Raw genomic sequence first — 19,137 nt, forward strand, 5'->3', positions numbered from 1 at the left:
TCCGCGCCTGCGTCAACGCAAACACCGCCGAGTGATCGGCGGTGTTTGTCGTTGTGGGCTTCGATTCGCCAGCAGCGGCCGTGCGTCATTTGCCGCGGTGATTGCCAGCGCTATGACTGCCGCAACACTGCGTGCCGGCCAGGCACCGCGCCGCCTGGCCGCAGCTCACCAGGAAGCGAACAGCGCGTCCACACCACGCAGGTTGGCGCGATCGTTCCAGCTCAGCGTGTCCAGCTGCTCCAGCCGAAGCGCCGGCAGACGCGCCAGCAGGCAGGCCAGCGCGGCTTCCATTTCGATCAGCGCCAGCCGATTGCCCAGGCAGTGGTGGATGCCGCCACCGAACGACAGCGCGCGGCCCTGCTGACGGCGGATATCCAGCAGCTGCGGGTCGGTGAACTGCAGCGTGTCGTGATTGGCCGCGCCCAGCATCAGATACAGCATGGCGCCCTGGGGAACCGCCACGCCCTCGATCTCGACATCCTGCAACGCCGTGCGCGTGGCGATCTGCACCGAGCTGTCGTAGCGCATGCATTCGAGCACTGCATTGGGCAGCAGGCTCGGGGTTTCCTGCAGCAGGCGCAATTGCTGTGGATGCCGATGCAGCGCGACCAGCGCATTGCAGATCATGTTGGAGGTGGTCTCGTGGCCGGCAAAGAACAGCAGGATCACGTTGGAGACGATCTCCTCGTCGCTCAGGCGGCGGCCGTTGTCCTCGGCCTGGATAAAACGCGCGATCAGATCATCGCCGCCAGCGCTGCGACGTTGCGCGATCACGCCGTGGAAATATGTCGCCAGCTGGTCGTACGCAACGCTGGTGGCCTGCAGTTCTTCCGCCGTCATCATCGGATCGAAGACTTTTGCCAGTGCGCTGGTCGCGTGGCTCAACGCGGTGACATCGGCGGCATCGATATCCAGCAGCCGGCAGATGATGGCGATCGGCAGCGGGAACGCGAACTCGGTCAGCAGATCGCAATGGCCGTTGGCCTGGAAAGCGTCGATCAACCCGGCAGCAGTATCGCTGGCCACTTCACGCATGGATTCCATCTGCCGCGCACCGAAGGCCTGTGTCATCAGTCCGCGCAACTGGGTGTGCAGCGGCGGGTTGAGCAGCAGGAACATGCGGCTCATGCCCTGAAACAGCGGCAGGTGCACCGCCGCCTCGCCGTAGCGCAGACGAATGCTTTGCAAATAGTCGCGGCCGACCCGGCGGTCGCTGAGCAGGCGATCGACCACGGCATAGCGGCCGGACATCAGCCGCCCGTCTGCCACCTGCACCAACGCGCCTTCGGCGCGCAGGCGCGCGTAGGTCGGATAGGGATCGTGCCGGAACTGGGGTGTTGCCAAATCGCTGAGATGCATGGCCTGGCTCGTGTGGCGTCACCCGCAACGGGGCGATGCGTGCGTGGGCCTGCCGAAGGACGCAGGCGCTCCACTGGGAGCCCGGATTGTCGGCCGGCGCCGCGCTGCGACCTTGCGCAGGGGCGAAGCGGTGTCGTCAATGTTGAATCGGCGTGCCGGACTTGCGCCCTGCGTCGCAGCTCGCACGCGCAGGCGCGGGCCACGGCGGTTTACGCGCGGCGTCTGACGCATGGATCGGCCTGCGTGCATGCGCTGCGTGTCGCATCGCGTTAATCAAGCGCTGTGTACTATGGGCGTCCGGCCAACCGGACCAGCAACGCGGTCCCGGTTCCCCCGCGCCGGACCCCAGCCATGACCACGCAATGCCCGCAGGCGACGCCCGGCGCAGTGCCGTTGGCTGGTCGCGCCCGCGACGCTCTCTCGGACACTCTCACAACGGATTGGAATGCATCACGACACCAGCCTCATCGACATCATCGCCGTCGGCCTCGCGGTCGCTTTCGTGCTGGGCACGCTCGCACAGAAAGTGAAACTCTCGCCGCTGGTCGGCTATCTGCTGGCCGGCGTCTGCGTCGGGCCGTTCACGCCCGGCTTCGTGGCCGACCAGACCATGGCCAACCAGCTGTCCGAGCTGGGCGTGATGCTGCTGATGTTCGGCGTGGGCCTGCACTTCTCGCTCGACGATCTGATGGAAGTGAAATGGATCGCGATTCCGGGTGCGTTGGCGCAGATCGTGGTCGCCACGCTGCTTGGCTGGGCGCTGGCCTGGAGCATGGGCTGGCCGTTGATGCATGGGCTGGTGTTTGGTCTGGCGTTGTCGGTGGCCAGTACCGTGGTGCTGCTGCGCGCACTGGAAGAACGCCGCCTGCTGGAAACCCAGCGCGGCCGCATCGCGGTGGGCTGGCTGATCGTCGAAGACTTGGTGATGGTGATCGCGCTGGTGATGTTGCCGGCGCTGGCCGAGGTGCTGGGCACCGCCGCGCCGGCCGCGGCGCATGCCGGCGAATCCACCTCGCTGCTGGCCGCGCTGGGCCTGACGCTGTTCAAGATGGTGGCGTTCGTGGCGGTGATGCTGGTGGTCGGGCGGCGGGTGATTCCGTGGTCGCTGGAAAAGGTCGCCGCCACCGGCTCGCGCGAGCTGTTCACTCTGGCCGTGCTTGGCATCGCGCTGGGCGTAGCGTTCCTGTCGGCTACGCTGTTCGGGGTGTCGTTCGCGCTGGGCGCGTTCTTCGCCGGCATGTTGTTGAAGGAATCCGAGCTCAGCCACAAGGCCGCCAGCGATTCGCTGCCGTTGCGCGATGCATTCGCGGTGCTGTTCTTCGTCTCGGTGGGCATGCTGTTCGACCCGATGATCCTGGTCGAGCACCCGTGGCAGGTACTGGCCACGTTCCTGACCGTGACCCTGGGCAAGTCGCTGGCCGCATTCGTGATCGTGCGTGCATTCGGCCACCCCACCGGCACCGCACTGACCATTTCCACCAGCCTGGCGCAGATCGGCGAGTTCTCCTTCATCCTGGCCGGGCTGGGCGTGCAGCTGGCGATCCTGCCGGAAACCGGGCGCGACCTGATCCTGGCCGGCGCGCTGCTGTCGATCATCGCCAACCCGTTCCTGTTCTCGTGGCTGGACCGCTGGCAGGCCAGGCAGGCGCAGGACGCTCCGGCCGCGGTGGAGCCGGAACTGCCGCCCGGCCCGCCGCTGCCGCTGGACGGCCATGCCATCGTGATCGGCTATGGCCGCGTCGGCAGCGCGCTGGCGCAGTTGCTGCGTAGCCGCGGCGTGCCGGTGCTGGTGATCGACGACAACAGCGATCATGTGGCCAAGGCGCATGCGGCCGGCATTCCCGGTATCCGCGGCAGTGCGGCGGCCGACCGCGTGCTGGCCGAAGCCCGCCCGGAGCACGCCAAGATCGCGATCCTGGCGATCCCGCAGCCACTGGAAGCCGGCGAGGCGCTGGCCAAGCTGCGCGCGATCAACCCGTCGCTGACGCTGCTGGCGCGCGCGCACAGCGACACCGAGGTCAAGCACCTGCTCGAACACGGCGCCGACGGCGCGGTGCTGGCCGAACGCGAGCTGGCCTATTCGCTGGCCGAGATGGTGATGTCCACCCCGCCGTATCGGGCATTGCGCGTACCGGCGTCGTAACCGCAAGGCGGGGGACGCAGCGCTGCACGAATCGAAAACCCGCCGGCAGCGCCTGCGGGTTTTTTGTTGCCCGCAGGTGGTTCAGTGCGGAACGGCTTGCAGCCGTGCATTGATCGAACTGCGACCAGGGCACCGAAAACTGCCCACCAAATCCACTTGATAATCATTCCCATCCGGAGCAGGATGAGCGCCCGTTTCCTTGGCGGCCTCATCCATGACGTTTGCGGTTGGCGTTCTCAACGCAGTGCCGAGCGTGCAGTTGTGCGAGCTGCTGGGCCGCATCGGCTACGGCTTTGTGGTGCTCGACCTGGAACATGTGCTGCGCGCGCCGGACGAACTGGAACACGCCATCCGCGCCTGCGAGCTGTCCGGCTGCGAGGCCTGGGTACGCGTGCCGGAGGTTGACGAAAAACTGATCGGCCGCGTGCTGGATGCCGGCGCGCGCGGGATCGTGATTCCACGCGCCGAATCGGCCGCGCAACTGGCCGACGCCATCGTCGCGGCACGGTTCCCGCCACTGGGGCGGCGCGGCATCACCGGTGGGCGCGTCACCGGCTTCGGCAATGTCGACCTGTCCACCTACATCGCGCAGGCCAATCGCGATATCCGCATCGTGCCGATGATCGAAAGTGCCGCCGGCATCGCGGCAGTGCCCGAGCTGCTGGCGCTACCCGGCGTGGCCCTGGTGATGGAAGGCGCGCTGGATCTTGCGCTGGATCTGGGCCTGGGCCCACAACCGACCCATCCACAGGTGTGGGAACTGCTGCTGCAACTGCATGCGCACTGCGTTGCGGCCAACGTGCCGTTCTGCCCCAATCCGCGCACCGACGCGCAACGCGCGCACTGGCTGCAACAGCCGGACCTGCGCTGGCTGCTGGCCGGCGAAGACCGCGCGCTGATTCAACGCGCACTGCGCGGCCACCTGGCCAGCTTCGCCGCACCCACTCCACCACCCGCCTGCAGGAGCACGCCGTAGATGTCGACGTTCCGTTTCCACGCCCTGACCATCGCCATCGCTGCGGCCACCTGGACCCTGCCGCCGTTGGCGTTCGCCACCGAGTCGCCGGATGCGGCAGCCACCGATGCGCAGACGCCGATCCGTGCGCTGGACACGATCCAGGTGCAAGGCAGCCTGCTCGGGCGTTCCAGGCCCGACGACGTGCAGCGCTATGCCGGCAGCCGCCAGGTGATCGACCGCGAGCAACTGCGCAATGGCGGCAACCGCTCGCTGGACGATGCCCTGCAGCGCGTGCCGGGCATCAAGATCTTCGACGAGACCGGCACCGGCGCGTTGCCGCAGCTGATGCTGCGCGGCCTGTACGAGAGCCGCAGCGGCCGCGTGCAGGTGCTGGAAGACGGCATTCCGCTGGCACTGGCGCCGTACGGGCAGACCAGCCTGTCGTTGTTTCCGGTGGGGCTGAACCAGATCGACCGCATCGACATCGTGCGCGGTGGCGCGGCCGTGCAGTACGGGCCGAACAATGTCGGCGGGGTGATCAATCTGGTCAGCAAGGAGATCCCCAGCGAGTGGAGTACCACGCTGGCGCACAAGGTCACCGCCGGCGGCCAGGGCCAGTTCCTGCAGGACAGCGCGCTCAGCAGCGGCGGCTACCTCACCGACAACCTCGGCCTGCAGGTCGATGCCAATCGCACTTACGGCGAGTACTGGCGCGCGCACAGCGATACCGACATCAGCAATCTGCGCGTGCGTGCGGAGTGGTGGCTGGACGACACCAAGTTGCTCAAGGCCAGCGTGCAACGCTATCTGGTCGACATGGATCTGGCCGGCGCGCTCAGCCCGGACGATTACCGGCGCGACCCGCGCCAGTCCACGCGCCCGCTGGACAGCTTCAATGGGCGTACCACGCGCGCATCGTTGAGCTACGAGCAGTTGTTCGGAGACTGGGGCCCGCTGAAAGACGTCCGGTTGTCCTGGACCAACTTCAGCGCGCGCAGCAGCCGCAACTTCATCGTCGGCATGCGCCAGGCCGCCACCGAAACCTGGCGTTCGGACCTGCCGCCGCAACTGCGCCAGACCGCACCGCGCGACTTCCGCGTGGTCGGCAGCGAGCCGCGGCTGAGCTGGAGCATGGGCGATGCCGGTGGCGTGCGTCAGCAGTGGACCGCCGGCGTGCGTGCGGTGCACGAGGACATCGATTTTTTGGTCGGCAATCTGCGCTTGCGCGATGGCCTGTTCACCAGCGTGCGTGACTGGCAGTTCGAAGACCGCGCCCTGGCCGCCTACGTCAGCAATGCCATCACCCTGCCCGACGAACGCCTGACCATCACCCCGGGCCTGCGCTACGAGCGGCTGGATTCGCGCTATTTCAATCGCGCCACCGGCTTGCGCACGCTCAACCAGACCCGCGATGTATTGCCGGGGTTGACGGTGGGTTTCCAGGCCAACGCAGAATGGTTCTTCTACGCGGACGGGCAGCGCTCGCTGCGTGCGCCGCAGGTCACCCAAATCATCTTCGGCAACAACCTGGATGCCGAACTGGCATGGAATTACGAAGCCGGCACGCGCTACCAGCCCAACGACCGCACCCGCATCCAGCTCGGTGCGTACCTGATCGATTTCGATCAGCAGATCCAGCTGGACAACACCACGCGCGTGTTCCGCAACCTCGGCAAGACCCGCCATCAAGGCGGCGAGCTGGAACTGCAATGGAGCCCGGAAAACCTGCGCGCGCTCACCCTCAACGCCGGTTATGCGTATCTGGATGCCAGCCAGGAATCGGGTGCATTCCGCGGGCTGCGCGTGCCCTACACCTCGCGCAACCAGATCATCCTGGGCGGCAACTACACGCTCGGTCACACCACTGTCGCACTGTCGAGCTACTACTTCAGCAAGGCCTACAGCGACGCGGCGAACACCGTGCAGGAGAACGCGATCGCCTCGGTCGGCGAGTTGCCGTCGTACTGGGTATGGAACACGCAGGTGAGCCATACGCTGTTCGAACGCGATGGACAAAAATTCAGCGCGTCGCTGGCGATCAACAACCTGTTCGATCGGCAGTACTGGTTCCGCGGTGTGGATACCAGCCCGTGGGGCCGCCAGGCCGCGCCGTCGCGCACCGTCACCGCCGGGCTGGAGTACACGTTTTAGGCCTTCGACCCGGCACATGCCGTAGCGACCGACGTACAGGGGCGTCGGTCGGCTGACGGCAACGGCGCTCGCGCTGGCGGGCGCCGCAGACAACACGGCGTGCATGACGCACGTCTCCCTGCCGCAGCATGCGGCATGCGATCACCGTATCGCAGGCCACCCAACGCCCCTGCGGCGCCAGGCAGCCCGTTTCAGTACCGGTTTTTTCCACCGTCCTGTTGAACGAGAGCTGCCATGACTGCGACATCCGCTGCACCGTTGGTGATCCTCACCCATGTCTGCCATCCGGCCATCACCGAAGGGTTTCTCCCGGCCGCGCATGCGCTCGGCCTGCCGGTGTGGCTGCTGACCGACCACCGACTCGATCACCTCAGCCATTTCCGCGAGCATCCGGCGCATGCGCCGCAACGGGTGATCGAATGCGATGTGTTCAATCCGCTCGGCGTGCTGGACGTACTGCACGACGCCGATGTATCGCCGCGTGCGGTGTTCAGCAACAGCGATCATCTGCAGACCAGCACCGCGCTGGTCGCGGCGGGTCTCGGCCTGCCCGGCAAGGACTGGCAGGTCTGCTACGCGGCCAAGAACAAGGCGGCGATGCGTCAGCGCCTGCGTGCGCGTGGACTGCCGTCGCCGTGGTTCTGCACGCTGGCCCCGGGCGCCGCATTGCCGGCCGACATTCCGTGGCCGGTGGTGGCCAAACCGCGCGAGGGCGTGGCCAGTCTGGACGTGCGCCACTGTGCAGATGCCGCGCAGTTGCAGGCCTATCTGGACGATGTGTGGCAGCGCCATCCGCAGCGCACCATGCTGCTGGAAGGCATGCTGGAAGGGGAGCTGTTTACGCTGGAAACGCTGGGCGACGGCCATACGTTGCAAGCGCTGGGCGGCTTCAGGGTGCGCTTGTCGCCACCGCCGCACTTCGTGGAATGCGAGGCGCAGTGGGATGCCCGCGTGGACACGCCGGTGATTGCGCAGGCGCTGCAACAGCTGCGCAGCTTCGGGGTCGGCTTCGGGCTGTGCCATAGCGAATTCATCCTCACCAGCGACGGCCCGGTGCTGGTGGAGATCAACTACCGCAGCATCGGCGACCGCCGCGAGTTCCTGCTCGACGACATGTTCGGCGGGCAGTGGTTCACCGCCGCGCTGGCGCCGCATCTGGGCCTGCCGCTGCCGCAGCTGCGCTGCGATCGCGCCCATGCCTTGCTGCGTTACTACGTCGCCGCGCAGGACGGCGAGCTGGTGACCGCCAGCGAAGATCGCCGCCACCACGATGCGCACAGCGATGTGCAGTACCGGCGCATGCGCGCGCCCGGTGAACGCATCCGCCTGAGCCATTCCAACAAGGATTACCTGGGTGTGCTGAGCGCGGTGGCCAGCGATGCACAGGCGCTGCAACAGGCAGTGGTGCATGCCGAAGCGGGGCTGCAGTGGCGGATCGATGGCGCGGAGCTGCGCGCATGAGCAGTGCCGCCGACCAACGCTATATCGCCACCCGCATCATCGATGCCTGCCTGCGCGAGGACCTGCGCGGCATCGCCACCCGAGGCAGCGCCGCAATGCCCGAGGCAGGCGTACTGGCGGCATGGACCGACCCCAGCCCGGTGGAAGGCTGGTGGCGCATCGCGCATCTGCCCGACGGCACGCTGTGGTTGCCGATCCATCGGCAGGGCTATCTGCAGGACATCAGCGCCTGCGGCGACAGCTGTATCGTGCAGGGCGCCGATGGCGCGCATGTCGAACGCGGTGCGCAGGCCTGGCTGCAACGCATGAGCGCGCAGCTGGACAGCGAGACGCAACAGCTGCATCGCGCCTACGCCGAAGAAGCCGAGTGCGCTGCCGCCCACCTGGGCCTGGCGCGCCAGGCCTACGACGCGCAGGCACCTGCGCTGCTCAACGCCTTGCAGCATGCAGATGCGGCCGAGCGTGCATACCGCTGCGATCAACTGGCCAGCTATCGCGATCATCCGTTCTATCCCACCGCACGTGCCAAGGCCGGGCTGGATGCCTCGGAACTGCGCGATTACGCACCGGAATTCGCCCCCACCTTCGCGCTGCGCTGGCTGGCGGTTCCGCGTGCGCAGGTCAGCTGCACCAGTGCAGCGCCGGCCGAGCTGTGGCCGGACTTCGCCACGCTGGGCCTGCCGCCCGCGCTGGCCGACACGCATGTCGCCTGGCCGGTGCATCCGCTGGTGTGGGCGCGGCTGGAGCAGGACGGCTTTGCACTGCCGCCAGGCACGTTGCGGGCACCGCAGGCCTGGCTGGAGGTGCGCCCCACCCTGTCGGTCCGCACGCTGGTGCCGCTGCAGCATCCGCAGCTGCATCTCAAGCTGCCGATTCCGATGCGCACGCTGGGCGCGCTCAATCTGCGCCTGATCAAGCCCTCCACGCTGTACGACGGCCACTGGCTGGAGCGCGCACTGCGGCGCATCGATGCGCTGGATCCGGCCCTGCGCGGCCGCTGCGTGTTCGTGGACGAATCGCATGGCGGGCATGTGGGACAGACCCGTCATCTGGCCTATCTGCTGCGGCGTTATCCACCGTTGGAGAACGCCACGCTGGTGCCGGTGGCCGCGCTGTGCGCGCGGTTGCCCGACGGCCGGCCGATGGCGATCCATCTGGCCGAGCGCTTTGCGCAGGGCGATGTGCTCGGCTGGTGGCGTGAGTACACCGAGCTGATGCTGGCGGTGCATTTGCGCCTGTGGCTGCGCTACGGCATTGCGCTGGAAGCCAATCAGCAGAACAGCATGCTGGTCTACGCCGATGGCCAGGCGACGCGGCTGCTGATGAAGGACAACGACGCCGCGCGTATCGCGATGCCGCAGTTGCGCGCGCAGCTGCCGGATCTGGACGCGTTGGGCCCGCTGCACGATGCGCGCATCGCGGTGGACCAGCCGCAAGCCCTGGCGCAGATGTTCTGCACCATCGTGCTGCAGCTGGATCTGCAGGCGGTGCTGGAAGGCCTGGCCGAATGGCAGCCGGCGCTGCGCGCGCCGCTGTACACGCAGTTGCAGACGCAGTTCGCCTTGACGCTGGCGCAGCTGGATGTCGATGGCATCGATACCGCTCCCGCGCGTCGCCTGCTGGCCGCACCGCGGCTGCCGGTGAAGTACCTGCTCAGCGCCGGCAGCCTGCTCAGCAAGCAACTCACCGGTGCGAGCGACATCAACAAGTTCTACGGCGATAGCGCGCCCAACCCCTTCGGCGACGCCTTCGCTGGCGCGCAGCAGAGGCCGCGTCGGCAGGCGGGTGCCCAGCGATGAAGCGCATCCTGGGCCCGGTGCTGGCCGCGCATTACCTGGCCGCCTTCACCGCACTGGGCATGCCGTTGTTTCTGCCGCAGGTGCTGGCCGAGCTGGCGCCCTCGGCGGCGGTTGGCTGGAGCGGCGTGCTGTACGTGTTGCCGACGCTGTGCACCGCGTTGACGGCCGGCACCTGGGGGCGTCTGGCCGACCGCTATGGACGCAAGCGCTCGTTGCTGCGTGCGCAGCTGGGGCTGGCGCTGGGCTTTGCGATCGCCGGCTTCGCGCCGTCGCTGAGCTGGCTGGTGATCGGCCTGATCGTGCAAGGCACCTGCGGCGGCTCGCTGGCGGCAGCCAATGCGTACCTGGCCAGCCAGCCGCAAGCCGGCCCGCTGGCACGTGCGCTCGACTGGACGCAGTATTCGGCGCGCCTGGCGATGGTCAGCGCGCCTGCGCTGCTGGGCCTGGCCTTGGCGCTTGGCCCGGCGCAGTCGCTGTATCGCGCGCTTGCGCTGCTGCCGCTGCTGGCGTTCGCGCTGACCTGGCGTCTGCCCGCCGACCGGCCTGCGCCGCGGCCGACCGCGCCCACTGCGCAGTCCACACCCTCCGGGCATGTGGCTACGTCGGCGCCATCGGAGTCAGCACCGGCCAGCGCACTGTGGCCTGCGTTGCTGATCGCGCAGTTCCTGTTCTGCTTCGCGATGGTGGTGACCTTCCCCTACTTCATCCCGTATGCGCTGGCGCGCGGCGCCGGCCACGACGCGCTGGCCGGCCTGCTCTACAGCCTGCCGCACCTGGTCTATTTGGTGGTGTTGCCGTGGTGGCGGCGCGGCGATGGCGAGGCCTGGCTGGTGCCCGGCCTGGCGCTGTTCGCGCTGGCCTGCCTGTGGCAGGCGCTGCTGCACGACGCCGCCGCATTGGTAGCGGCGCGGCTGCTGTTCGGGTTCGGCATGTTGTTCGGCCTGCGTGGGCTCAACCGCAGCCTGGCGCTGGTCGCCAGCGGGCATGGCGCCGGGCGCCTGTTCGGCCGCTTCGATGCCTGCGGCAAATGGGCCGGCGTGTTCGCCGGTGCCGCTGCCGGTGCGCTGGCCCAGGCCGCCGGCCCTGCCACCCCTTTCCTGGCTGCCGCGCTGGCTGCGGCGGCCGCTGCGCTCACCGTTCTGGTGCGCTTCCCTTCGAGGAGATCCGCCGATGTCGCCGCACACGATGCATGACCCCTGGTACGACAGCATGGCCGACGCGCAGGCCTGCAGTTGCTGGTTGAACTGCTACCTGCGCGAGTTCGCAATTCCGCAACGCACAGTGGACTTCGATTACCGCGGGCTGGATCGCCCCGGCCCGCGCGTGGCCGAGCAGCGCTGGCTGCGGATCGCGCTGGGCGATACCGGCACGCTGTGCGTGCGCATTGCCTATGCCGATCGCCTGGGCCGCTGCCGCTTTGCCTCCACGCCGTTTCTCAAGGGCGCCGGCCAACCGTGGCAGAGCCTGGACGCGCATGCCTTGGCGCGTTGCCTGCTGCAGGCGCTGGGCAGCACGCAGGCGGTCAACCCGGAACTGCTCGCGCAAAGCGCCAACAGCGTGGCGATCACTGCCGCACTGCTGCGCCAGGCACAGGGCAGCGCCGCGACCGGCGAGGCGATGATCGACGCCGAACAATCGATGCTGTGGGGGCATGCCTTGCATCCCACGCCCAAGAGCCGCGAAGGCGTCGATCTGGCGCAGGTGCTGGCCTGCGCGCCGGAAGCGCGCGCCGCGTTCCAGCTGTTCTGGTTCCGCATCGACCCACGGCTGCTGCGCACGCAGGGCCGCGATGTGCGTGCCAGCCTGCGGCAACTCTCCGGCAGCGAGGCGCTGTATCCCTGTCATCCGTGGGAAGCGCAGCGCCTGCTCGACGACCCGCTGCTGCGCACCCTGCAGGCGCGCGGGCTGATCGAGCCTGTCGGCATGCTCGGCGAGGCACTGCGGCCCACCTCGTCGGTGCGCACGCTGTACCACCCGGAACTGGATTATTTCCTCAAGTGCTCGGTGCATGTGCGGTTGACCAACTGCGTGCGCAAGAACGCCTGGTACGAGCTGGAAAGTGCGGTCGCGCTCACCGAGCTGCTGGCACCGAGCTGGCGTGCGCTGGCCGTGCAGGTGCCGGGCTTCGATGTGATGCTGGAGCCGGCGGCCACCTCGCTGGAGGTCGCCCAGGTCGATCCCGCCTTCCACGATGCCGATCCGCTGGCGGCGCGTGGCCTGTCGGAGAGCTTCGGCATCCTGTACCGGCAGACCCTGCCCGCCGCGCACCGCGCGCGCTGGCAGCCGCAGGTGGCCGCCGCGTTGTTCACCTGCGATGCGCAGGGCAACAGCGTGTGTGCGTCCATGCTGCAGGCATTGGGCGGCGCGCAGATGGATCGCCACACCGCCACGCTGCTGTGGTTCCGCGCCTATGCCGGCTTGCTGCTGGACGGGGTGTGGAGTGCCTTGTTCCAGCACGGCATCGCGCTGGAACCGCACCTGCAGAACACCGTGATCGGGTTTGCCGATGGCTGGCCGACGCGGGTATGGATCCGCGACCTGGAAGGCACCAAGCTGCTCGCACATCACTGGCCCGCCACGCGCTTGCAGGGCGTGGGCGAACGCGCCCGGCAATCGCTGTACTACACGCCGGAACAGGGCTGGAATCGGGTGGCGTATTGCGCGCTGGTCAACAACCTGGCCGAGGCGATCTTCCATCTGACCGAAGGCGATGCCGTGCTGGAGGCGCGCCTGTGGCAATGCGTGGGCGAGCTCGCCGCACGCTGGCAACAGCGCCATGGCACGCAAGCCGCGCTGCAGGGCCTGCTCGACGGCGCGCCGCTGCCCGGCAAGAACAACCTGGGCACGCGGCTGTGGCAACGCGCCGATCGCCAATCCGATTACACCGCGCTGCCCAATCCGATTCCATGCATCGCAGCGGCACGGCGGGTGGCGGCATGAGCCTGCGCATCGATATGGACGCCGTGATGCAGGCGTTGCCGGGCATCCGCGACCAAAGCGATGGCCCGCTGTGCGCCTACGTCTACGACCTGGCCGCCCTGGATGCGCATGCGGCCTGGATGCGCGCGCAACTGCCGGCCGACTGCGAGCTGTTCTACGCGGCAAAAGCCAATGCGGAGCCACCGATCCTGCACACGCTCGCCCCGCACGTGGATGGCTTCGAGGCGGCCTCCGGCGGCGAACTGGCCTGGCTGCACACGCAACAACCCCGGGCTGCGTTGTTGTTCGGCGGCCCTGGCAAGCTCGATGGCGAACTGGCCCAGGCCGTCGCACTGCCCGACTGCACCGTGCATGTGGAAAGCCTGGGCGAACTGGAGCGCCTGGCCGCGATCGCGGTGCAGGCCGGCCGCTGCGTGCCGGTGTTCCTGCGCATGAATATCGCCGTGCCCGGTGCGCAGAGCACGCGCCTGATGATGGGCGGGCAGCCCTCGCCGTTCGGCCTGGACCCGGACGATCTGGACGCGGCGATCCAGCGGCTGCGGGCCAGCCCCTCGCTGCGATTGGAAGGCTTCCATTTCCATCTGATGTCGCACCAGCGCGATGCCGGCGCGCAGTTGCATCTGATCGCCGCCTACCTGCGCACCGTGCAGCAGTGGCGGCAGAGCTACGGACTCGGCCCGTTGCGGGTGAATGCAGGCGGCGGCTTCGGTGTGCATTATCTGGCCCCGGAATCGTCGTTCGACTGGGCCGGCTTCTGCGCCGGCTTGCCTGCCTTGCTACGCGAACACGGCCAGGCGCTGCGCCTGCGGCTGGAACCCGGGCGCTATGTCAGCGCCAGCTGCGGCTGGTATCTGATGGACGTGCTGGACCTCAAGCGCAGCCACGGCGCTTGGTTTGCGATCGCCCGCGGCGGCACCCATCACTTCCGCACCCCGGCCGCGCAAGGCCACGATCATCCGTTCCGCGTATTGCGTGGCAGGCACGCGCCGGTGCTGCGCGACACCCCGGTCACCCTGGTCGGGCAACTGTGCACGCCCAAGGACGTGCTGGCGCGCAACCAACCTGTCGCAGCGCTGGCACCAGGCGACTGCCTAGCCTTCCCGCTGGCCGGCGCGTATGCGTGGAATATCTCGCACCAGCAGTTCCTGATGCATCCGCCGCCGCAGATGGTGTTCCTGCCGGTTGCGGCTCAGGCGGCGGCATCGGCGTGCGTCGCGGGCCGGACCGGCACGCGAATGTCTGCACGCAGCTCTGCCTCTGCCACCGCTTCGGGGTCGTCCAGGTAGAGGTAATGCAGCGGCGCATCGCGCAGGACGTAGCCGCTGTCGGGTAGCCATTGCGCGAGCACGCGATCGAGCGCGTCTTCGATACCTGCATAAGAGCCCACATGGCGCAGCACCGCGTGCGCGCCGCCGTCGAGCTGGCGCAATTGCAACGGTGCGGGCGGCGACAGTGCAGGGTCGAAGACCATGCCGCATTCGAACAGATGCCGATGTGCCGGCACATCGCGGTGGTCGTTGAGTGGCAGGCCGATCAAGGCCTGCAAGTGTTCGATCGCACCGGCGCGCTCGGCCCAGGCCGCGATGCGGCCGAAGCCACGGTCCAGATCGTCGAAGGCGCCGCGCTGGCGCAGCACCACCACTTCCAGCGGATCGAGCATTTGCACCAGCACCTGCAAGGGTGCGCCGGATATCTGCGGCGGCAGCGAGGGCATGGCCAGCTGCTGCAGTTTCTGTGCGCGCACCGCGGGCGCGTTGCGCAAGCTGCTCGGGCTGGCCTGCAACAGGCTGCGGAACGCGCGTGCCAGCGCCTGCGGGGTCTGATAACCCACCGCCAGCGCCACCTCGGTCACCGTGCTCGTCGGCTCGCCCAGCAGATGCAGCGCATAACTCAGACGCAGCCGCGCGATGGTCTGCCCCAGGGTTTCGCCGGCCAACGCGCGATAGACCCGATGGAAATGATGCGGCGACTGCTGCGCCACGGCCGCCAATGCGGCCAGGTCCGGCAGCGGTTCGCCGGCGCGGATGCTGGCCTGCAGATGGGCGACGACGCGCTCGACGCTGCGCTGGCGATTGAAGACGACCGAAGCGGCTGCTGGCATGGGGCGACTCCTGTTGGACAGCCCCAGCATCGCGCAGATCGGCTGGGCCTGCGGTCCCGATCTTGCGCAGTGTCGCTGGCGCGTCCGGCTGCATACAACCCGGTGGCGAACCATGCGCAGGTGTTACAGCGTCGAGGCCACCACCGCGTCCCATGCGCCATCGGCGGTGGCCGCGCGCAGTTGCTGCCAGCCAGTTAAGCGAGCGGGTCGTCGAGCTGGCCGCGGTCGCTGCGCTGGCCGGTGTCGCCGTGCCACAGCAGGCTGATCTGCACACTCATGCGTCGGACACGCCGGCTTCGGCAAAGGTGGCCATGCCGTTGTGCAAGGCGCAGGCGTGACGCAGCAGCGGAATCGCCACCGCTGCGCCGCTGGCCTCGCCCAGCCGCAGGTCCAGTTGCAGCAACGGCTCGGTATCCAGCGCGCGCAGCAAGGCGGCGTGGCCGCGCTCCTGCGAGCGATGTCCGAACAACAGCCATTCGCGCACGCCGCCATTGAGATGGGTGGCGACCAGCGCTGCAGCAGTGCTGATGAAGCCATCCACCAGCACCGGAATCCCGGCCTGCGCAGCGGCGATGTAGGCACCGACCAGCGCGGCGATCTCGAAACCGCCCAGCCGGCGCAACCGCTCCAGCGGCGTCGCAGCATCGGCATGCAGGGCCAGCGCACGGGTGATCACGGTGGCCTTGTGGGCGATGCCCTCGGCATCCAGCCCGGTGCCGGCGCCGGCCATCGCCTGCGGAAACTGCGACAGCAACGCGCAGCCCAACGCCGCGGCCGAGGTGGTGTTGCCGATTCCCATTTCGCCACCGACAAACAGCTGCGTGTCGCAACTCTTTGCCTGGGCGACGCTTTCGGCGCCCGCGGCCAACGCGTCGCGCAACTGGGTGGAAGTCATCGCCGGCTGCTCGCAGATGTTGGCACTGGCCGGCGCGATCCAGGCACGCCGCACCCGCGGCAACTCGCCCGGGTCGTTGACCACGCCCAGATTGACCACTTCCAGGCGCGCACCGAGCTCGCGCGCCAGCACCGCAATGGCGGCGCCACCGCGGGCGAAATTGCGCACCATCTCGCCGGTGACCGCCTGCGGAAACGCAGACACGCCCTCGGCGGCGACGCCATGGTCGGCGGCATACACCGCGATCCAGACCCGCTGCACGGTGGGGTGCTCATTGCGCTGCCAGGCCGCCAGCTGCACTGCCAGCTGTTCCAGCCGGCCCAGCGCGCCGTGCGGCTTGGTCAGTTGCTCCTGCCGCGCCAGCGCAGCCGCGCGCACACGCGCGTCCGGCACCGCACAGGCACCATGGATCCAATCGCTTGTCACACCGCCTCTCCCGTTAGAACCATCGGCAAACCTGCCATCACCAGCACCACACGCTCGCACTGTAGCGCCAATGCCTGGTGCAGCCGGCCTGTCGACAAATCGAGGCGTGAGTTCGCCCAGCGGCACGACGCCCTGGCCCGCTTCGTTGCGCGCTCACCCCACAGTGCGCATGCCCGGCGCAACAGCCGCGCTTACTGCGCGGCCTGATAACGCAACGTCAGCAGATAATTGCGCCCGGGCTGCGCGTACCAGCGTGCGGTTTCGTACTGGCGATCGAACACGTTGTTGGCGGTGAGCGAGACCTTCCAGTCCGCAGTCACGGCATAGCTCACGCGCAGATCCAGCAACCCGTAACCGGCCAGGCGCTCGGTGTTGGCCAGATCGTCGAAGCGCTTGCCGGACCCGAACAGGCTCGCGCCGACGCCGAATGCACCGAAGCTGCGGTCCGCATCGATGCGCCCGCTCTGCCGCGCGCGCCGCGGCAACCAGTTGCCGTTGTTGACCTCGCCATCGGCCTGCGGCTGTAGCCAGGTCAAGGCGCTGCGTACGGTCCAGCCGGCCAGCTCGGTGTCGTAGCCGGCTTCCACGCCGCGGATGCGCGCCTGATCGATATTGTTCGGCTGCCCGAACGGATGCGCCGCATCCACCAACGATGCGTCGTAGGCGATCAGATCGTCGATGCGGGTCTGGAACGCGCTCAGCGTCCAGGTGCCCCAGCCGTAGCTGCCGCGCAGGCCGAGCTCGGCGCTCCTGGAGGTTTCCGGCCCCAGCAACGGATTGCCGAAATCGGGGTAATACAACTCGTTGAAGGTCGGTGCCTTGAACGCGGTGCCGTAGCTGGCGGTCAGGCGCAGATGCTCGGCAACATCCCAGCCCCACAGCAGGCTACCGGTGGTCTTGCCGCCGAACTGGCTGTTGTCGTTGCGACGCAGGCTGGCCTGCAAGGACTGCGCACCGAAGCTCTGTTGCCACTGCGCGAATGCGGCGCGGTCGATGCGGCTGTCGGCATCGTAATTGTCGCTGCTGGCGATGGCGTCACGCTGCCAGTCGAAGCCGACCGTGAACAGGCCCGCGCCGGCAGCGATATCGGCCTGCAACGCGCCCTGCTTGCGGCGGGTGTCGTAGGTGGAAAGATAGGCACCGTCGTAATACGCATCGCTGAAGTCGGAACTGCTGCCGACGCTGGCAGTGAGTTTGACCGCATCGGTAGGCGCGTAACGCACACGGCCACCGACCGCCTGCTGCACGCCCTTTGACAGGTTGCCGCCGAAGGCCGAGCCGTCGTATTCGTTGCGGCTTTGCGCGCGCAAGGCATGCACGTCGGCGTCCCACTGGCGATTGAAGCGCCAGCCGCCCTGCATGCTCAGCGAATCGTTGCGGTAGCCATCGCGATCCGGGTCGTAGTCGCTGGAGCTGGTGTCCAGATACGCGTTGATGCCATCGGTTTCGTCATGCACCGCGTTGGCCGAATACCAGCCACCGCTTTCGCTCAGATCGCCTGCACTGCGCCCGGCCAGGCCCGCGCTGTAGCGGCGCGCATTGTCGCTGCCGGCCGCCGCGCTGAAGGTGGGCACGAAGCGGCCTTGCGGGCGCCGGGTAAAGATCTGGATCACCCCGCCCAGCGCCTCGGAACCGTACAGGCTGGAGAACGGACCACGCACGATTTCGATGCGCTCGATCTGCTCGATCGGCAGGTCCTGCAACGCCGCCCCGCCCGAGGTGGCCGAGCCGATGCGCACACCATCGATCAGCACCACGACCTGATCGGACTCGGTGCCGCGCAGGAACAGCGAGGTCGGCTTGCCCGGGCCGCCGTTGTTGGCCAGCGCCACCCCGGCTTCGCCACGCAGCAGGTCCTGCAGCGAATTCACCTGGCGACGCTCGATCTGCGCGCGGTCGATCACGGTGACTGGCGCCAGCGTCTGGTCCTGGGTCTGCGCAGTACGCGAGGCGGTGACCACGACCTGGTCGAGATCGATGGCGGCCTCGGCATGGGCCAGGGTGGCCACGCACAGCGACAGCCCCGCGGCCAGCACCGCACGACGCGGCAAAACGGAAGAAACGGACATCGATTGCTGCTCCTGGAACCGCGCCTACCCGCGCGGGGGCAATGGGGACGGCAGGCAGCAACGGGCCAGGCGTCCAACGCGGCAGCGCCAGACGATCAAGGCCACGCCCACCGCGTGCCGGTTCAATCCCTCAGGCCGGTCTCCGGGCTCGCGAGTGGAAGCCTGCGCTTCCGATGCCGCGCCTTCCCATGCGACTGCACAGTGGCGTGTTGCGGCATCTGACCTCGCCCACCGTTGCGGGGGCAGCTCCGGCATTGCAGTTCGCCAAGGCGATCCGCGCACCGGATTCCCGTTTAAACCACCGGCTAACCGGCAGTCACCTCAGGGGCGCGCATGGTAGCAGGATTGGCCAGAGGCGCTTCCGAGGTCTGCGGCAGGCGGCCAGGCGCAACGCGTCGCCACGCGTCTGGATGGCGAATGGCCGATTCCTTCTCCCACCGGGAGAAGGTGGCGCGCAGCGCCGGATGAGGGTACGGAGCGAAGCCTCATGCCATGGATGGAAGCAGCATGCCGGGACTACCGGCATGGCCGCATGCCTGCCACCGAGCGTCATCTCGCACATGCGAGTGGGCTTCGCCCCCGTACCCTCACCCCAAGCCCCACTCCGCGCCACGGCACGCGCTTGCGGCGCGGGCGCTCCAAGGCACGCGCGCCCATGGCGCGCCATCTGTGCCTCCTCGCCCCGACGGAAGAGGGGCTTCGGGCAACTTCGTCATGACCGCGTTCAGCATTTTTCGAAGTCGCGGCAACTCGAAGTCGCGGCAACAACGTGCCGAGGCGGCAGCGTGGCCGGGGATTGGCGGAGAGCGGCACAGGGATGTGCCGCGGCGGCGAG

Annotated in this window: 12 protein-coding genes, 2 pseudogenes and 1 riboswitch; of the genes and pseudogenes, 8 read left to right on the forward strand and 6 right to left on the reverse strand. The window is 68.2% G+C overall.

Going from position 1 to position 19,137, the window contains the following annotated elements:
* Positions 1–165: 165 nt before the first annotated feature.
* Positions 166–1,359 carry a cytochrome P450 gene (locus AC1PLS_RS15560; RefSeq protein WP_481103832.1) on the reverse strand — a complete coding sequence of 398 codons (1,194 nt, stop codon included), beginning with the start codon at positions 1,357–1,359 and terminating at the stop codon, positions 166–168.
* Positions 1,360–1,804: 445 nt separating this feature from the next.
* On the opposite strand from AC1PLS_RS15560, the gene ybaL reads away from it, so the two are divergent.
* The 8 genes from ybaL (at position 1,805) to AC1PLS_RS15600 (ending at position 14,097) form a co-directional block, all read left to right on the forward strand.
* On the forward strand, positions 1,805–3,502 hold the full coding sequence (gene ybaL, locus AC1PLS_RS15565) for a YbaL family putative K(+) efflux transporter (protein ID WP_046343878.1): 1,698 nt from the start codon (positions 1,805–1,807) through the stop codon (positions 3,500–3,502).
* A gap of 214 nt (positions 3,503–3,716) precedes the next feature.
* A complete protein-coding gene (locus AC1PLS_RS15570) occupies positions 3,717–4,478 on the forward strand; it encodes an HpcH/HpaI aldolase family protein (protein ID WP_481103833.1) in 762 nt (253 codons plus the stop codon).
* Positions 4,479–6,611, forward strand: a complete 2,133-nt coding sequence (locus AC1PLS_RS15575; RefSeq protein ID WP_481103834.1) for a TonB-dependent receptor family protein — start codon at positions 4,479–4,481, stop codon at positions 6,609–6,611.
* Positions 6,612–6,845: 234 nt separating this feature from the next.
* A complete protein-coding gene (locus AC1PLS_RS15580; protein WP_481103835.1) occupies positions 6,846–8,072 on the forward strand; it encodes an ATP-grasp domain-containing protein in 1,227 nt (408 codons plus the stop codon).
* Complete coding sequence (locus AC1PLS_RS15585; protein WP_481103836.1) at positions 8,069–9,871, forward strand: IucA/IucC family protein; 1,803 nt, start codon at positions 8,069–8,071, stop codon at positions 9,869–9,871. Before AC1PLS_RS15580 ends, AC1PLS_RS15585 begins: the two co-directional genes overlap by 4 nt.
* Positions 9,868–11,064 (forward strand): MFS transporter, encoded by a 1,197-nt coding sequence (locus tag AC1PLS_RS15590; RefSeq protein ID WP_184379035.1) that lies wholly within the window; start codon positions 9,868–9,870, stop codon positions 11,062–11,064. Before AC1PLS_RS15585 ends, AC1PLS_RS15590 begins: the two co-directional genes overlap by 4 nt.
* Positions 11,042–12,811: an IucA/IucC family protein gene (locus AC1PLS_RS15595; RefSeq protein WP_184379037.1), complete on the forward strand. Its 1,770-nt coding sequence runs from the start codon at positions 11,042–11,044 to the stop codon at positions 12,809–12,811. The genes AC1PLS_RS15590 and AC1PLS_RS15595 overlap by 23 nt, the downstream gene beginning before the upstream one ends.
* Complete coding sequence (locus AC1PLS_RS15600; protein WP_184379039.1) at positions 12,808–14,097, forward strand: type III PLP-dependent enzyme; 1,290 nt, start codon at positions 12,808–12,810, stop codon at positions 14,095–14,097. Before AC1PLS_RS15595 ends, AC1PLS_RS15600 begins: the two co-directional genes overlap by 4 nt.
* Here AC1PLS_RS15600 and AC1PLS_RS15605 read toward each other — a convergent pair.
* From AC1PLS_RS15605 to btuB, 5 genes and pseudogenes are all read right to left on the reverse strand, one after another.
* On the reverse strand, positions 14,001–14,912 hold the full coding sequence (locus AC1PLS_RS15605) for an AraC family transcriptional regulator (protein WP_260300160.1): 912 nt from the start codon (positions 14,910–14,912) through the stop codon (positions 14,001–14,003). The two genes, AC1PLS_RS15600 and AC1PLS_RS15605, sit on opposite strands and share 97 nt — an antisense overlap.
* 76 nt (positions 14,913–14,988) lie before the next feature.
* Positions 14,989–15,190: pseudogene (locus AC1PLS_RS15610) on the reverse strand (histidine phosphatase family protein); the annotation flags it as partial.
* Complete coding sequence (cobT, locus tag AC1PLS_RS15615) at positions 15,187–16,233, reverse strand: nicotinate-nucleotide--dimethylbenzimidazole phosphoribosyltransferase (protein ID WP_481103837.1); 1,047 nt, start codon at positions 16,231–16,233, stop codon at positions 15,187–15,189. The pseudogene AC1PLS_RS15610 and the gene cobT, both read right to left, overlap by 4 nt.
* A pseudogene (locus AC1PLS_RS15620) lies at positions 16,230–16,380 on the reverse strand (bifunctional adenosylcobinamide kinase/adenosylcobinamide-phosphate guanylyltransferase); the annotation flags it as partial. The pseudogene AC1PLS_RS15620 and the gene cobT, both read right to left, overlap by 4 nt.
* Positions 16,381–16,424: 44 nt before the next feature.
* Positions 16,425–18,302, reverse strand: a complete 1,878-nt coding sequence (btuB, locus tag AC1PLS_RS15625; RefSeq protein ID WP_481103838.1) for a TonB-dependent vitamin B12 receptor — start codon at positions 18,300–18,302, stop codon at positions 16,425–16,427.
* Positions 18,303–18,418: 116 nt separating this feature from the next.
* A riboswitch (cobalamin riboswitch) is annotated at positions 18,419–18,641 on the reverse strand.
* Positions 18,642–19,137: the final 496 nt, after the last annotated feature.

Source organism: Xanthomonas sp. NCPPB 3218 (genome assembly GCF_056725185.1).

What these genes read in the sequence shown, in the direction of transcription:
- AC1PLS_RS15560 (WP_481103832.1), bottom strand. Translation starts at nt 1,359, where the DNA reads ATGCATCTCAGCGATTTGGCAACACCCCAGTTCCGGCACGATCCCTAT.
- ybaL (WP_046343878.1), top strand. Translation starts at nt 1,805, where the DNA reads ATGCATCACGACACCAGCCTCATCGACATCATCGCCGTCGGCCTCGCG.
- AC1PLS_RS15570 (WP_481103833.1), top strand. Translation starts at nt 3,717, where the DNA reads ATGACGTTTGCGGTTGGCGTTCTCAACGCAGTGCCGAGCGTGCAGTTG.
- AC1PLS_RS15575 (WP_481103834.1), top strand. Translation starts at nt 4,479, where the DNA reads ATGTCGACGTTCCGTTTCCACGCCCTGACCATCGCCATCGCTGCGGCC.
- AC1PLS_RS15580 (WP_481103835.1), top strand. Translation starts at nt 6,846, where the DNA reads ATGACTGCGACATCCGCTGCACCGTTGGTGATCCTCACCCATGTCTGC.
- AC1PLS_RS15585 (WP_481103836.1), top strand. Translation starts at nt 8,069, where the DNA reads ATGAGCAGTGCCGCCGACCAACGCTATATCGCCACCCGCATCATCGAT.
- AC1PLS_RS15590 (WP_184379035.1), top strand. Translation starts at nt 9,868, where the DNA reads ATGAAGCGCATCCTGGGCCCGGTGCTGGCCGCGCATTACCTGGCCGCC.
- AC1PLS_RS15595 (WP_184379037.1), top strand. Translation starts at nt 11,042, where the DNA reads ATGTCGCCGCACACGATGCATGACCCCTGGTACGACAGCATGGCCGAC.
- AC1PLS_RS15600 (WP_184379039.1), top strand. Translation starts at nt 12,808, where the DNA reads ATGAGCCTGCGCATCGATATGGACGCCGTGATGCAGGCGTTGCCGGGC.
- AC1PLS_RS15605 (WP_260300160.1), bottom strand. Translation starts at nt 14,912, where the DNA reads ATGCCAGCAGCCGCTTCGGTCGTCTTCAATCGCCAGCGCAGCGTCGAG.
- btuB (WP_481103838.1), bottom strand. Translation starts at nt 18,302, where the DNA reads ATGTCCGTTTCTTCCGTTTTGCCGCGTCGTGCGGTGCTGGCCGCGGGG.